The following is a 15,605-nucleotide window of genomic DNA, read 5'->3' as shown; positions in this document are numbered from 1 at the left end:
CATCCTTAAAAGCGTAAAGTCGCATCTAACGTGACGGAGAGATTGCTCTCGCGTTTGCCGTCGTAAGGGCGCTTATCCCAGTTCAGCATCACGCCAGTATCGACAACGTTGTTCCACTGGATGCGTTGCCCGTAACCCAGCAGGGTAACGGCACCCGCGGACTGATTTTTCTGCCAGTAGCTGCCCCCTCCTGCCACGAACTGCTGGCTCCAGAGGGTGTCGTAGTGGCGGTACATCTCATGGTCAACGGACAGGGCAGCCGTCACGGACAGATCCCGTGCCGGGTTGTAATAGAGCGTATTCCGCAGGCTGTTTTTACTGGCGGCGATCCCCGGTTCGAGATCCAGCGTCAGGGTCGGGGTCTGCCAGAGACGCTCTTTCCCAGAGAGGGTGTATTCCTGACGGCGGTTGTGGTCCGAGAAGCGGCTGACGGCGGCGTTGAACTGGTATTCACGTCGCTCGTTTTGATACCAGCGCACCCCACCTTCACCCCGGTTGGCGCTGATCCCATTGCGTAATGCCCGTAAGGGTGTCGCACGTGACAAGTGTTCGAGGTTACCGCTGACCTGCCAGTTATCACTCAGGCTGTAGGTTGTTGAGAGCCGTGCGCCCGGCCTGTTTGTGCCGTGATAGCGGTTGCTGGAGAGCTCGGCTTCGAGCGTGAGGTCACGTGGGCGCCACTCAACGCCGCCCAACAGGTGGCGGCTGATGCCTTTACCTTCGTCGAAATTCCCCTGGGCATAGCGGGCGCCGGCAAACAGCCGCCAGTTATCCGCCACGGGCGGGCCATAGAGCGTGGCGTCCCAGCTCATGTCGTGGCTACCGCTGACGGGGTTATCTGAGTGCAATCCTTTACCCGCGTTCAGACGCAGCTCAGACATGTGGTGGACCGCTCTGAGCCTGTCCAGGCGACGGGCGCTGCGATCGGCGGGGGCGCGAGCAATCACGTCATCAGCCAGTAAATCCATCTGACGCCACTCCTGAAGGTCCATTGCGACGTAAGCCTGCTGTTTTTCAAGCTCCAGATTCGCGGGTTCAAGCGCCTCTGCTCGTTTAAGCTTTTGCTCGGCCGCGCGCGGCAGGCCTCTGGCCTGAAGCAGGGCGGCATAATCAATCTGTAACCCCTGATTTCCCGGCGCCGTTGATGCCAGACGATACGACAGCTTTTCGGCCTCCGGCAGGGCGTTGGTCGCCAGCAAATAGTTAAGTTTGAGAGACTGTCCGGTGAGCCACCGATCGTTCGGCTGAGCGGTCGGGGATCCGAAATCGTAGCGGGTCCAGGGAACGCTGCGGGTCTCGCGCTCAACGTAGCGGCGGGCGGTCTGATACTGCCCCGTATCCAGCCAGGCGTAGAAAAGCGCATGCTCCTCATCCTGCGGATCGGAGGCGTAGTGTGGATAGCGTTGCACAAGCGAGAAGGCGGCGACGGTGTTTTTCTCCTGCAAATATGCCGAGATCACCCAGCCGATGGCCCAGTCCGGTACCGGATGCTGTGCGGCCGTCAACGCCTCATATTCGCTAATGACCTGCCGGTAATTACCCTGCGCATACAGGGCGCCAAGCCGATCGATACGGGCAAGGACGACGTCTTCAGCCGCCTGCGGTTCGTTTTGCCAGCGGGAAAGCAGGGTGTGATAGCGATCTAACGCGTTTTGTGCCAGCCGCAGGCGCTCTTTCTCCGTTCTGCCAGGCACATCCGCCAGGCGTACCCTTTCAGCCGCGGCGTTACGCTCAAGGCGGCGGCGCTCCGCGGGAGACATCGCCGCGCTTTGCGACAGCCAGAGTGCAGGCGTGCTTACCCGGTTTTCCGTTAACGCATCGATCGTCTCGCGAAGAAGGGCATTATTCTCGGGAGCGGCGTTCAGTGCACGCATGTCCGCCAGCAGCCGGTCCCCGTTTTTTCCCTGGCGCATCCAGACATAGGAGAGCGTCTCAAGGTGCGCGGGAGAAGGATCGTCCTTAACCAGCTGCCGGGCTTCCGAAAGCGCGAGGCGATCTCTGCGGGCATCGGCCAGGGTCTTAACATAGCCGATGCGGTAATCGTCGTTATCTGGCGCAAGGCTGAGCGCCTCTTTCCACAGCGATAAGGCGGATGGCCAGGCTTTTTGGTTTCTTCTGGACTGGGCGACAGCAGCGATGGCGCGAGCGGGCAGCGGCATATAAATACCATAACGCTGCCAGACCCGGATAACCTCATCATCGCGTCCTGCCCAGGAGGCTACCTGTAACCAGTCCGCAACCTGTCCGGGTGTTAAAGCATGCTGTTGCTCATAGCGCTGTAGGTAATCAAGAAACAGAGCGTAATTACCGTTACGTGCCTGTTGTATCTGATGCTCATAAACGGATTCATCAGCCTGAACCAGAACAGGAAAGAGTAAAAGCAGGAGCAATAATATTGTGGTGCGATAAAAGAATAACGTAGTGAAGCTAAGCGATCTTTCCATATCTATTTGCCATTTGTTTATCGTGAATCCATTGCATAACACGGCCGCCTTTTAACTCTGTGTTAAAGGGCATAAAGGAGAACATTAAATCTGAATGATGCTACGTTATGGGGTACTTACTTAAAGGTAATTATGAGCCCTCATCTCAGTGGTCTGATTGGGCTTAATGTACACCCGATATGTTGGGGGATAAATAAGTTGAAAAGCGGCTGGGAGGTTTTGAGATAATTCTGGAAGAAGTAAGTTTTTTAGATAATTCAGTGCAGGATTGTTCTTTTTAACTGATTGATGTTAAATATTTTTTCTTTTGCTGCTTCCTGTTTTTTTATATTAGAAATGAAGTTCTGCTGAGTTAATTAAAGTACTTTCTGGTGCATGTTTGGGAAGTTTCATGACAAAAATTCTTAATGTTCAGAGAAGTGACTTTTCTGAAATTCTTTTTTATTTATAATTAACGCCAGGCATTGAGTGATAGTCTACAAAAAGTCTAGCTCACCAATGTCATATTGAGGGATGATCAAAGCCAGAAAACATTTGCCGTTAATGTAAAACGCTATAAACGAAAGCGTTCTTGTTTCTTAAGAGGCGGGCTTGCTTTAATCTAAAAGGGATGGTTAGTGGCGACTTCAATAGTGTTAGTGACTCAGGATTGTTTCCTTGTCAGGGGGATGCGGCTATTTTTCCCGGATATAATTTGCCTCAGTTCGATAGACAGAAACATATTTGATACCGACGCAAATGAATATACTGTACTGATTGATAGCCGTACGCCGCTCCGTTTATATGATTACCTGATACGCCATCCGGCCAGAACGAGAAAAACGATCTGCTGCGTTATGCTGGATATGCGTCCTCGAGAGGAGGATCTTCTCAGTATGAAGCTGTTTATGAACACGTCGCTTACGGCTCCGGATATGGCGTCGTTATTCAATCTGGTGCTTGATATGAAAGGCAGGCGTCTGACAACCAAATGGCTGCTTAACTTACGGCTGAGTCGACACGAAGCGATAATGATCAGGTTGCTGAAGGCAGGGAGGTCAATGGAAGAGATTGCAGATAAGCTGAATATGTCGGTTAAAAGCCTCTATCGCAAGCGAACGGTGCTGTCGGAGCGGTTAGGAGCAGGTAACTTCAACGAGGCGTGTTTGTTTATCTTTAAAAACAAACTGCTGGACGTGGTTGGGAACGATCCCTAGCTTCGTCAGAAGCCAAAAGCAGAAACCCGCCACGAGGGCGGGTTCTTTTAATGGAAATAATTCAGAACGACCAGCGCAGATTGGCGTTAACAGAGTTGACGCGGGTATCCGCACCATATTGTCCCTGGTAACCCACATCCAGCGTCGCAGCACGCGACAGCTGTACGCTCACGCCGATATCACCGACCATCACATCCTCATCCACGGCCTGTCCCTGAGTAATGAACGCGTCGCTGCCCGCAAACGCCATGCGCGAAGAGGTATTCTTATCGCCATAGGCGTGCTGCCAGCCCAACGAACCGTAGAGGTTAACGTGCTTCGGCAACTCGGTCACACCGCGCAACCCGAGTGTCGTATAGAAGGTGTTCATCGTTTCGTTACGGACGCTCAGCGCAGCGGCACCGCCGTCTTCCCTGAAGCTGTCGGTATGCAGCCGGATGTACGATAAATTGACGAACGGCTCAATATTCCTGTCTGGCTGGCCGAAACGGTAGCCCGCTTCGGTGAACGCCAGCAGGGAGTTCGCGTCGTAATCTGACTTCAGCCGATCCGAGAAGCCGCTGAAATCAACATTGCGCTCGCCTTCGATCTTGTGCCAGGTGTATCCCAGCGCGCCGCGAAGGGAGAACGCATCCTGTTGACCCGCCGCATACAGGCCAAGGTGATAGTTGTCGGTATCCGTTGAGGAGCGACGGCTGTCGACGTCGTAATCACCCCGGCTGTAGCCGAAGTAGCCGCCGACACGCACATTATGGTCCGCCAGCTTGCGATCTGCCCCCAGCAGGAAGCCGGTGGTGTTGCCGTCCAGCTTGCCCACGTTACCGTCGCCGCTGTTTCGGCTCCATGAACTGAAGGTCTGGCCCCAGACGCCATTGTTTTGCGGCTCCGGCTGCTGCACCAGCGACATGGCTAACGGTGGTATCGGCAGGCTGTCGTTATCAAACGCGCGCTGCATCCGCTGGTTTAACACGTTAAACACCTGCGTGCTGCCAGCGATCAGGTTGGACTGCATTGACGGATAAACTTCACCCGAAAGCTGGTTGAACGCCTCGCGCGCTTGCGGTGCGCTCAGCAGAAGCAGCGAGTTATACAGCGCCAGCGACGGGCCGCTCTGCGTCAGCGTGGAAAGCGCGCCCGCGGTATTCCACTGGTTGCTGCTTTGGGCCACGGTCTGGAAAATGCCCGGCTTGCCGCTGCCCGGGTTTTCACCGCCAGGATTCTCACCGCCCGGGTTTTCACCTCCGGGGTTTTCACCGCCCGGATTTTCGCCTCCGGGGTTTTCACCGCCAGGATTCTCACCGCCAGGGTTTTCGCCTCCGGGGTTTTCTCCTCCAGGATTCTCGCCACCGGTCTCTTTCTGCGCGATGGTCAGATCGACGGCGTTGGTGCTTTGCTTAAGCGCCACGTCGAGGAAGGCGGATTTGGAGATCGCTCCGGCGAACTCACCGTCGATTCCCCCGTCGGAGGTCAAAATGCGGTAGCTTTGGCCCGTTTTATAGCTGGTTTGCGGATCCAGCGCGGTGACCTGTACCTTAGCCTGATTGCTGATGGTAGTTTTGCCCGATACCAGTAGCTGGTCGCTACGGCCATCTCCTGCGATATCCACGTCATAGAAGGATTCGCCGATAAAGTTCAGATAGCGTTTCAGCGTCAACGTACCGATATTGCCGTCGCCGGGCGAGATATGTCCGCCGGACAGGATCTCGGTCTGGCCCAGCGTCCCGTTGCCGCCCAGCGTGCCGCCGGACTTGATTGACGCGGCGCTGCTGTAACCCACCCCGTTGCTGACGTCTGAACCCGCCGTCGCGTTGAGGATCAGCGTACCGCCGTTCTCCGCGCTAAGGGTCTGGACGTCAAAGATATCGTCTTCTGGCTGGGTATTAATATTGCTGGCAAGGATGACTTTACCGCCCCGCGCGGTTACGTTCGCCTTGAGTGCCGAAAGATCGCCGTTCAGCGTCGTCTGCCCGGAGGTGTTGATCACATCACCTTCACCGCTCATCGTGTTGCTGAAGAGGTAATTTCCGTCGGTATGGTTGAAGTAGACATAGCTGCCGAACAGTCCGCCACGAAGGCTGATTGCCGTCTTCGCATCGAGGGTACCTGCGCCGCCCGCCGTGCCAAGCGTTGGCTCAGTTAAACCCGTGCCGGTGTCCATATTGCCGCGGCTGCCGATGATGAGCGCACCCCGGTTCGAGCCGGAACCCGATGTCCCCACGATCAGCGCATTGCTGCCAGCGGAAAATGAACCGCCGTCAATCACAGACAGCACGCCATTGCCGTAATCGCCCACGCTCACGCTGCTGCCGCTGGTAAAGCGCGAGTCCTTGCCTGCAATAACCAGTTCGGCAGTTTTCCCTGCGCCGGAGACGCCCGCCACCTGCACGCCGCCAACGTTAACCGTTCCGCCGTTCAGCACATCCAGGTCGCCATATAGCGTCAACGTACGGCCAACGTTCCACTGTGACCCGCTCCCCGTGACGGTGGCTTTCGGGCTCAGCGTGTCGGTTTCACCCGGCCCGGTACCGTTGCCGATGCGCGCATCGTAAGCGGTGCTGAGCGACGCGCCGTCTTCAATCGCAAGCGTGGAGCGTGCGCCCAGATCGGTGCCTACACTGAGAAAATTACTGGTCACACGAGAGCCGGCACCCGTGGCGATTAGGTGGCTGTCGTAGCCGCGGGTGGTGCCGACAACGATCTCCTTTGCGCTCGCCAGCGCGCCCTCTTCGACTCGCAGGGTGCCGAGGCCAAGATTCAGGTCGCCGCGAAGGACGTACCGATCGTTCACCGCGTTAAGCTCAGCGTCTGGCCCACGGACCGTGACCACGCTTTCATAAATTTTGCCGTCGAACAGCCGACCGATATTGATGTTATAGGCGGTGATTTTGCCATTATCGATCAGCAGGTTTCCGCGTTGGTTACGTCCAACATAAACATCTCCGGTGTAACCCAGCGTTTCGGTAATACGCGACTCGCCATCAAAAAAGGCATCGGCTGCACGCGCGACATCGGCAGGTAAAAAAAGTAACAGCGGCGCGGAAAATAGAGCGAGGTAAAGTCTGGAAAGCGGTGTCTTAACCGCTAAAGAATGTGATGTAGAGTTATTCACGGGCTATCTCCGTACTCATTAGCATGATGTCAGGAACATCGTTTTTATATGAAAACTCAGATACGTCAGATAACGTAAAAGGCGTTATTTCAGTACGCCTTTTAATGCGGTGCTAATTATTTATGTGTGACAACTGGTGTACAGGTTGGCGCGCTCAGCGTCGGTGCAGATCCTAAAATTCCCGGCATCATCATCGATGAACAATCGAAAATACGCCCTTTTTCTGTCGTGGCGCGATAAGAGAGTTTTTGTCCTCCCAGTGCGTCCGGCTGGGCGCCATTAACGTTGGATACGGTTATTTCATCCGATGAGCCCAGTCCCAGCATTTTAGCGGTCTCCGCCTGTAGGAGTGGAATAGCCTGATCGGTTTTCAACGTGGAACAACCGGCTAGCATCAACGTAACGGTTAAAACGATGAGTGGTTTTTTCATAAATTATCCTTGATATCCAACCAGTTAATTTCACTGATTGTATTTATGTTTTCTTTTACCCAAATCAGCGAATAATATATTTCTCTTTCCTAATCGAAAAAACCCTCCTAAAGTAGGGTGGGTAGATAATAATTCATCTGTACTCTAAGATATGCGAAGGTAAAAGGAGGCTCCTTTGGGACAGAATTATGCGTTAGTCGTTGATGACCATCCATTGGTAGCAAGCGGCATCGCCAATTTTCTGATTACACATTGCCATTTTAAGCAGGCGTGTGTGGTGACGAATGAGGATGATTGCTACCGCCAAATTAGGGATCATGGCCCGCCACGTTTGCTGGTAATCGATTTTTGGCTCTCTTCCGGAACGGCCCTGAAATTACTCAAAGAAGTAAAGCAACTTTACCCACAGGTACGACTCCTGGTGGTCAGCGGGGATGACAATAATGATATCTGGCGCAAAGTTAATGCCGCCGGGGGACACGGTTTTGTATTGAAAAGCGAGCCACCTGAGATGTTCTCGCGGGCCGTTTTCGCACTCACTGATAATCAGACATGGTTTCCTGAGGGAAACGAAATTTCCGTTAAGACGAATAATGAGAAGTTAAGTAAATTTAACTTAACGCCGCGACAAATAGACGTGTTAAATATGATTATGCGCGGCCTGCCAAATAAACGCATCGCCGCCCAGCTTTCAATTTCTGAGCCCACGGTCAAAGAACACATCAGCAATATATTGAAAAAGATAGGCGTTAACAGCCGGGTCGAAGCCATCACGCTTCTGCATGGCAAGCAGGAACCGTCGGAATGAGGTTTTTTCAGAGCTTACAAAATGATGGTATCTCTGCTCCGGCGCAGATCCGTTTGCTAAACAACACCTTTCTGCGGCTGGTATTTAGCTTTAGTGCAGTGCCCTTTGTTGGTATTCCTTTCGCCATCTGGATTTATATGCTTGGGGACGAACTCGGCCCAACGATTATCTGGATAATTATTTATCTGCTATGTGCCGTGGCGATACGAATATTGCACCGACGCTATCAGCGTGAAGCGAAAGAAAACGGTGAAAGGGACGTTCTGCGGCGCTGGCTTCCGCGTATTAATAATATCGCCTTTATTCACGGGCTGGGAATTTCATCACTCTATTTAATTACGCCACAGACGCAGAATTTTGACTTTTTCCTGTTACTTAATATCAGCATTGCCGCCATCGTCGCCGCCAATGCGACGCATCTGACGCCTGTCATCAGTACCTTTACGCGTTTTTTCTTCGCCTCCTGGGGGGTGCTTAACCTCGGTATTATCTGGCGGCTGGATGAGTTGATGTTCATCGTGCTCATGCTGAATCTGCTTTACGGCTTCGCGATTTACCGCCATGCGTTAACTTCCCATGCGTTCTTTATTCAGCAAGCGCTGCTTGAGGAAAAAAGCTCACGCCTTGCGGAACAGTTTCGTCAGGCCAAAGAGGACGCGGAGCAGGCATTGCTGGATAAAAATCAGTTTCTGACCACCGCCAGCCACGATCTGCGCCAGCCCGTGCACGCTATGGGCTTTCTGATCGAAGCCATCCTCCACCGAAACCGGGACGACAGCCTGACGCCGCAACTCCTTGACCTTCAGCAGAGCGTTCGCTCGGTGCATTTAATGCTCAATTCTCTGCTCGATCTGAGCAAAATAGAATCCGGGAATGTCCTCTCTGCCCCGACCAAAGTGGATATCGGCGCTCTGCTCGACTCGGTCATCACGCTGTTTCGTGAAGAGGCCAACAGTCGCGCGCTTAGGCTGTGCATCCGGCGGCCTAAACGCCGTATCGACGTGATGGGCGATCCGTTGCTGGTGCGACAGTCCCTGATTAACCTGATTCAAAACGCCCTTCGCTACACGCTCCAGGGCGGGGTGCTGGTCGCCATCCGACCGCGCGGTGACGAGTGTATGGTGGAGGTGTGGGACACGGGAGTCGGTATCGCCGATGAAGAGAAGGGCAAAATCTTCTCACCTTACTACCGCCCCGAGCTGGCATGGAAGATCGACAGCGCCGGACACGGGCTGGGGCTGGCCGTCGTTGCCCGTTGTGCCAAGCTCATGAAGGTAAAATACGGAATGCAATCCATTGAAGGGAAAGGCTCCCGCTTCTGGATGCGCTTTACCCAATATGCTGGCGAAGACATTGCGCTGGACATCCCGCCCGCCGCTGACAACACCGCCACGCCGGTACGCTATGCGCCGCTGCACGGTTCCTGCCTGGTCGTTGATGACGACCCGCTGGTGACGTCTGCCTGGGAGAGCCTGATGAGCGTCTGGGGAATCGATGTACGCTGTGCGGCCTCGGCTGAAGAAGCGTTTGCCATAATCGACGACGGCTTTACGCCGTTCGCCGTGCTGTGCGACCAGCGCCTGCGATCCGGCGAAAGCGGCTTCGATATCCTGAAAGCGCTTTTTGAACGTCTGCCGGATATGAGCGGCGCGATAGTCAGCGGCGAATTTAATTCACCGGTTCTGCTGGAGGCGGAGCAGGAGGGTTACCTGGTGCTCCGCAAGCCTCTGGAGCCGGCTAAACTGCATGCGCTGCTGACGCAGTGGTCGGGATGTCATTAAGGGAATGCAGAAGTGTCGATTCTGGCGGGTTCATAATGCAAAAACGGACCTCCGTGGAGGTCCGTTAATATAAATTTGGTGCCCGGACTCGGAATCGAACCAAGGACACGGGGATTTTCAATCCCCTGCTCTACCGACTGAGCTATCCGGGCAACGGGGCGCATTAAACCCGATCCTCCCTCCGGCGTCAACGAAATTTGTTGCTTTCGGTGCAGACTGCACACTCTCTCACCATTTCGTCGCAAACTTAAGCGAAAAAGCGCGTCCAGAGCGCGGAAAGCGGCATCGCGAGCAGCAGGGCAGGGAGCATGTTCACCACTGCAAACATCTTAATGCCACAGATGCGCAGCCCTGTCGCCAGCAGCAACAGGCCGCCGACGGCGGTAAAGTCTGCCATCATCGCTGGCGTTGTCAGCGGCAGGATCAGCGTGGCGCAGGTGGCCAGCGCCAGCTGAATAAGCAACATCGGCACACAAATCGCGGCGACGGCGATGCCGAGGGTGGTGGCAAAAATGGTGGCAGTAAAGAAATCCAGAAACGCTTTCGCAATCAATATGCTGGGATCGCCGGTCATCCCTTCCTGCATCGAACCGAATATCCCCGTGCCGCTGGCGCAGAACAGAATAATGATCGCAACGTAGTTCTGAATAAACGACTCGTGCGTGCCGTGCTTTGCCTTGCCTGGTCGGGCAATCAGATTTTTGGCTTTGCCTACCGCGTGATTAATACCTTTTTCCAGATAGCAAAACTCGCCGATGAGCGCGCCGAGCAGCGTCGCCAGTACCATCACCGGCAGGTTGGCGCATTTCACCACTAAAAGGATACCAATCCCTAACGACGCCAGGCCAAAAATAGAAGGCATGGAGACGCGAATACGCTCCGGCAGGCGCTGACTTAATACTGCCCCAAGTACACCGCCCAGCAATACGGCTCCCGCATTGATAAAGGGTCCAATTACCACGTTTAACTCCTGTTATTTAAGCACTGGCATTGCATGATTATGGCACGTTCGTCCCTGATTACGCTTAGCTTTGGGAGGCGTAACGCATACTGATTCCTTCTTGCACCTGAAAATAAAAGGTGACATGATTGCGCGAATTTTCTCCTTCCTGTCTCGCCGTTCGGTGAGGGTGTTTGCGCTTATGAAAACCATGAAAATTGCCGTCAGCCGTGAGCTGGTATCCAAAGTTTCTACGCATCGCGAAAAAGTTATGCTGGATAACACTGATTTCACCGATGTGGCGGCAGTCGTCATTACGGTTGTTGAAAGCTACAGCGGCATTCTCGCATTGCTGAAGCGTACGGGCTTTCAGCTACCGGTATTTATGTTCTCAACAGAGCCAGGAGAGATGCCAGAGGGTGTCACGGCGATCATCTCAGGTAAAGCACAGGAATTGCTGGAACTGGAATCTGCCGCCTGCCGGTATGAAGAGAACCTGCTGCCACCCTTTTTTGACACCCTGAGCCAGTATGTGGCGATGGGAAACAGCACCTTTGCCTGTCCGGGTCACCAGCACGGCGCCTTTTTCAAAAAACACCCGGCGGGGCGGCAGTTTTACGACTTCTTCGGTGAAAACGTGTTTCGTGCTGATATGTGCAATGCCGACGTGAAGCTCGGTGATTTGCTGATCCACGAAGGCTCCGCCAAGCACGCGCAAAAGTTCGCGGCGAAAGTGTTCAACGCGGATAAAACCTACTTCGTGCTGAACGGCACGTCGGCGGCCAATAAAGTGGTGACCAATGCGCTGCTGACCCGTGGCGATCTGGTGCTGTTCGATCGTAACAACCACAAGTCCAACCATCATGGAGCGCTGATCCAGGCCGGGGCAACGCCTGTCTATCTTGAGGCAGCCCGTAATCCGTTTGGTTTTATCGGCGGGATTGATGAGCACTGCTTTGATGAGGCCTGGCTGCGGGAACTGATCCGTGACGTCGCGCCGCAGAAAGCCACCGAGGCGCGCCCGTTCCGTCTGGCGATCATTCAGCTCGGCACCTACGATGGCACGATCTACAACGCCCGTCAGGTGATCGACAAGATCGGTCACCTTTGCGACTACATCCTCTTTGACTCCGCCTGGGTCGGCTACGAGCAATTTATCCCGATGATGGCGGAAACGTCTCCGCTTCTGCTGGAACTGAACGAGAACGATCCGGGAATTTTCGTGACCCAGTCGGTCCACAAGCAGCAGGCCGGGTTCTCGCAAACGTCGCAGATCCATAAAAAGGATAACCATATTCGCGGTCAGTCGCGCTTCTGCCCGCACAAGCGGTTGAACAATGCGTTCATGCTGCATGCCTCCACCAGCCCGTTTTACCCGCTGTTTGCGGCGCTGGACGTGAACGCCAAGATCCACGAGGGCGAGAGCGGACGCAGGCTGTGGGCGGAGTGCGTCGAGCTGGGCATTGAAGCACGCAAGGCCATCATCGCCAACTGCAATATGATCAAACCGTTTATCCCGCCGGTGGTGGCGGGGCGGCCATGGCAGGATCACCCCACACAGGCTATCGCCAGCGAGCGTCGCTTCTTTAGTTTTGAACCGGGTGCAAAATGGCACGGTTTTGAAGGCTATGCCCGCGAGCAGTATTTCGTCGATCCGTGCAAGCTGCTGCTGACCACGCCGGGCATTGATGCTGAAACAGGTCACTATACCGATTTCGGCATTCCGGCGACCATTCTCGCCCACTACCTGCGCGAGAACGGCATTGTGCCGGAGAAGTGCGATCTCAACTCCATCCTGTTCCTGCTGACGCCAGCCGAGAGCGCGGAGAAGCTAATGCAGCTGGTGGCAATGCTGGGGCAGTTTGAACAGCATATTGAAGACGACACACCGCTCGCGGATGTGCTTCCGACTATCTATCAGAAATACCCGGTGCGTTACCGCGACTACACGATCCGTCAGCTGTGCCAGGAGATGCACGATCTCTACGTCAGCTTTAACGTGAAGGATTTACAGAAGGCGATGTTCCGTCAGGAGAGTCTGCCTGCCGTGGTGATGAACCCGCAGGATGCCAACCAGGAGTACATTCGCGGGAACGTCGAACTGGTGCGTATTCGTGACGCTGAAGGACGCATTGCCGCCGAAGGTGCGCTGCCATACCCGCCGGGCGTGCTGTGTGTGGTGCCCGGGGAAGTCTGGGGTGGAGCAGTACAGCGCTATTTCCTGGCGCTGGAAGAGGGCATTAATATGCTGCCGGGTTTCTCCCCAGAGTTGCAGGGCGTTTACAGCGAGAAAGATGCGGACGGGATTAAGCGGCTGTATGGATACGTATTGAATGTCTGAACGTAGGCCGGGTAAGCGTTAGCGCCACCCGGCGAGTTGCCCGGTGGCGCAAGCTTACCGGGCCTACAATACTGCGTCAGGCTTCTGCGCGGCGGTACATCCTTCTCGGATGCCCAATCTTCCCGTACAGCATCTCCACTGTCAGAAAACCCACCTCCACGCAGTGTTCCAGATAGCGCCGGGTGGTGGTTTTACTCAGGCCCGTCTCGCTCACCACCTCATCCACCGTAAAACAGTGCGCCGCCTTGTTGTTAAACAGCATTTGCACCCGCGCCAGCGTGTTCTCCTCTATCCCTTTGCTGCCGTTGTCCAGGCGATAGTTTTTCGCCTGCAATTGATAGAGTGAATCTACGTTCTGCTGGTCGACAATCTTCCAGACGCGCTGCTGTTCGGCAAACTGCACAAAACGTTCCAGCGACTGGCTCAGGCGCTTCCAGGAAACCGGCTTGAGGATGTAGTCGAACGCGCCGTTACGAATTGCCTGGCTACAGGTGTCCATATCGCTGGCGGCGGTGATGAAAATCACCGAGCAGTTGGCGCGGGTGAGCATCGGGTTGCTGATAAGGGTGATGCCTTTGCCGTCCGGCAGGTAGTTATCCAGCAGCATCAGCTTCGGCTGTTTGCTCTCCAGTTGTACCTGCGCGTCGGCCAGCGACGCGGCAATCCCCACCAGCCTCAGGCGCGGATGTTTACCGATAAGCTCCGCGTGCAGTTGCGCCAGTTCGTTCTCGTCTTCAACAATCAGTACGTCGATAAGTTCATGTTGCATAGTCGGTATCTTCCAGTTCCTGTACGGGGTGCCGGGCCGTTCCCGTGGCGGGAATAAACAGTGAGAAAATGGCACCGCGTGGGGTGTTATCGGCAACTTCAATTGCACCGCCAGCCTGTGTGACATAGCTTTCAATCAGATACAGGCCAATACCATGATCGCCGCGCGTTTTGGTGGTGATGCCGCGCTCAAAGATCCGGTCGCGGATCTCCGGTGTGATGCCGACGCCCTGGTCGGCGACTTCAATAATCAGTTCCTGCTCGTTCAGCTTTATCAGCACGTCCACCGGGGCATGCGGGAGCGGTGCACGCTGGGTCGCTTCAATGGCGTTATCCAGCAAGTTCCCGATGATCGAGATAAGTTCCGATTCGAGCAGCGGCAGGAACGGTTTATCCACCCGGCAGGCCGGGTCGAAACTCAGCTCAACGCCTTTTTCACGCGCGCGGGCGGCCTTTCCAAGCAGCAAACCACACAGCGTCGGAGAGCTAAAGCGGGACGAGATAAAGTCCAGCAGCTCCTGAGCGTGTTCCGACTGCGCCTGTATGTAGCGAATCGCTTCGTCATAACGGCCCATATGCAGCAGGCCGGACAGCGTAGTCATGCGGTTCAGCTGTTCATGGCGCATGATGCGCAGGTTATCAACGTAGCGCTTCACCTGGCTGAGCTGGGCGCTGAGCGAGTCGATCTCGTTGCGATCGCGAAAGGTGATCACCCAGCCCTGCAACGCATCTTCCAGCATGATCCGCACCCGGCTGGCAATAACTGTGAGATCGTTAAAGCGACAGATCTCATCGTGGGTGTCTTTCGCAAGCATGGTTTGCGCGTTGAAGAACGGGACGGGCGCGATCACCTGGCTGATGAGCTGACCCCGCAGTTCGCGGGCGGGCTGGCGTAAGCCTAATAATTTACGCGCCGCCTGGTTGATCACCTCAATGCGGAGATCGTCGTCGATGGCAATCACCCCTTCATAAATGGATTCCATCATCGCCTTTTGCTGGCGCACCAGCAGGCCGATTTCGCGCGGCTCCAGAGAGAATATCTGCTTCTTGATGCTGCGGGTGAAGAACCAGGAGAAAATAAACAGGGCGATAAGCAGCAGCACGGCGGCAATCAGGATATTAACCACCTTGTTGACGGTGATGGTGTCCAGATAGCTCGTGAGATAGCCTACCGAAACAATCCCCACCACCTGCCCGGCATCATTAAAAATGGGCGCTTTGCTGCGCAGCGAAATGCCTAACCCGCCCTTGCGGATGGTGATGGTGCTTTTGCCGTGTAATACCTCGTCGTTATCTCCGCCAACCAGCGTTTTGCCTACCCGGTCGGCAAACACGGAGTGGAAAAGATGCAGCCCCTTATTGTCACCAATCACAATAAAACTGGCGTCGCTGCGGGCGGCTATTTTCTGCATAAAGTCATGGATACCCAGGATATCCTTTTGTTCGACTTCTTTTCGCAGGGTAGGAATAAGCGCAATTTCTTCGGCCTGTATTTTTGCGCGCGCGCTCATTTCCTGATAAAGCTGCCTGCCGACATCGACATAATAATATCCGCCCAGTAATGCGAACAGCACTGAGAAAAAGGCGACCAGCGAAATAAACAGCTTGATCTGAAACGATACTTTCATAACTATCACGCGAGATATCAACAGGTCGGCTGAATATATCATCTTTTAAAGCCAGGATGCCCGCTTTGCCGAAAACTTGTGATCCCTTGCACAGCGCAGCCTGTAAAAGATTTTTCCGAAAGTCTCATCCTCTTAAGGTTAAATGAATAAATGTTATTT

10 protein-coding genes and 1 tRNA gene are annotated in these 15,605 nt (G+C 54.6%); 4 read left to right on the top strand and 7 right to left on the bottom strand.

Annotated features, from left to right (window positions below; genetic code table 11):
• Positions 1-5: 5 nt before the first annotated feature.
• Positions 6-2,444 carry a poly-beta-1,6 N-acetyl-D-glucosamine export porin PgaA gene (gene pgaA / locus IMQ56_RS20460; RefSeq protein ID WP_039269773.1) on the bottom strand — a complete coding sequence of 813 codons (2,439 nt, stop codon included), beginning with the start codon at positions 2,442-2,444 and terminating at the stop codon, positions 6-8.
• A 668-nt stretch (positions 2,445-3,112) separates the two neighbouring features.
• On the opposite strand from pgaA, the gene IMQ56_RS20455 reads away from it, so the two are divergent.
• Positions 3,113-3,640 carry a LuxR C-terminal-related transcriptional regulator gene (locus tag IMQ56_RS20455; protein WP_045324834.1) on the top strand — a complete coding sequence of 176 codons (528 nt, stop codon included), beginning with the start codon at positions 3,113-3,115 and terminating at the stop codon, positions 3,638-3,640.
• A gap of 61 nt (positions 3,641-3,701) precedes the next feature.
• Here IMQ56_RS20455 and IMQ56_RS20450 read toward each other — a convergent pair whose 3' ends face one another.
• Both IMQ56_RS20450 and IMQ56_RS20445 read right to left on the bottom strand, forming a co-directional pair.
• Positions 3,702-6,749, bottom strand: coding sequence for an autotransporter outer membrane beta-barrel domain-containing protein (locus tag IMQ56_RS20450; protein ID WP_196063890.1), 3,048 nt, complete (start codon positions 6,747-6,749; stop codon positions 3,702-3,704).
• 116 nt (positions 6,750-6,865) lie between these two features.
• A complete protein-coding gene (locus tag IMQ56_RS20445) occupies positions 6,866-7,180 on the bottom strand; it encodes a lipoprotein (protein ID WP_017382737.1) in 315 nt (104 codons plus the stop codon).
• Positions 7,181-7,355: 175 nt separating this feature from the next.
• Between IMQ56_RS20445 and IMQ56_RS20440 the strand changes: the two genes are divergently transcribed.
• On the top strand, positions 7,356-7,988 hold the full coding sequence (locus tag IMQ56_RS20440) for a response regulator transcription factor (RefSeq protein ID WP_017382736.1): 633 nt from the start codon (positions 7,356-7,358) through the stop codon (positions 7,986-7,988).
• The gene (locus IMQ56_RS20435) at positions 7,985-9,769 is read left to right on the top strand and encodes a hybrid sensor histidine kinase/response regulator (RefSeq protein ID WP_047062718.1); all 1,785 of its coding nucleotides are present in this window, start codon (positions 7,985-7,987) and stop codon (positions 9,767-9,769) included. Before IMQ56_RS20440 ends, IMQ56_RS20435 begins: the two co-directional genes overlap by 4 nt.
• Before the next feature lie 76 nt (positions 9,770-9,845).
• Here the strand turns inward: IMQ56_RS20435 and IMQ56_RS20430 are convergent.
• Positions 9,846-9,921: transfer RNA gene (locus IMQ56_RS20430), tRNA-Phe, on the bottom strand.
• 95 nt (positions 9,922-10,016) lie between these two features.
• Positions 10,017-10,730 (bottom strand): DUF554 domain-containing protein, encoded by a 714-nt coding sequence (locus IMQ56_RS20425; RefSeq protein ID WP_017692680.1) that lies wholly within the window; start codon positions 10,728-10,730, stop codon positions 10,017-10,019.
• Positions 10,731-10,911: 181 nt separating this feature from the next.
• Here IMQ56_RS20425 and IMQ56_RS20420 point away from each other — a divergent pair, with 181 nt between their 5' ends.
• On the top strand, positions 10,912-13,050 hold the full coding sequence (locus IMQ56_RS20420; protein ID WP_196063889.1) for an ornithine decarboxylase: 2,139 nt from the start codon (positions 10,912-10,914) through the stop codon (positions 13,048-13,050).
• Between the two features lie 76 nt (positions 13,051-13,126).
• Here IMQ56_RS20420 and IMQ56_RS20415 read toward each other — a convergent pair whose 3' ends face one another.
• Both IMQ56_RS20415 and IMQ56_RS20410 read right to left on the bottom strand, forming a co-directional pair.
• A complete protein-coding gene (locus IMQ56_RS20415; RefSeq protein ID WP_015571854.1) occupies positions 13,127-13,819 on the bottom strand; it encodes a response regulator in 693 nt (230 codons plus the stop codon).
• A complete protein-coding gene (locus tag IMQ56_RS20410; protein WP_017382937.1) occupies positions 13,809-15,446 on the bottom strand; it encodes a sensor histidine kinase in 1,638 nt (545 codons plus the stop codon). The genes IMQ56_RS20415 and IMQ56_RS20410 overlap by 11 nt, the downstream gene beginning before the upstream one ends.
• Positions 15,447-15,605 lie beyond the last annotated feature (159 nt).

Source organism: Enterobacter sp. Res13-Sevr-PEC09-46 (assembly GCF_015672585.1).
In the GTDB taxonomy this organism is placed as follows: Bacteria; Pseudomonadota; Gammaproteobacteria; order Enterobacterales; family Enterobacteriaceae; genus Enterobacter; species Enterobacter hormaechei_C.
Note: the sequence above shows the minus strand (reverse complement) of the source record. Positions and strands in the feature narration are given on the sequence as shown.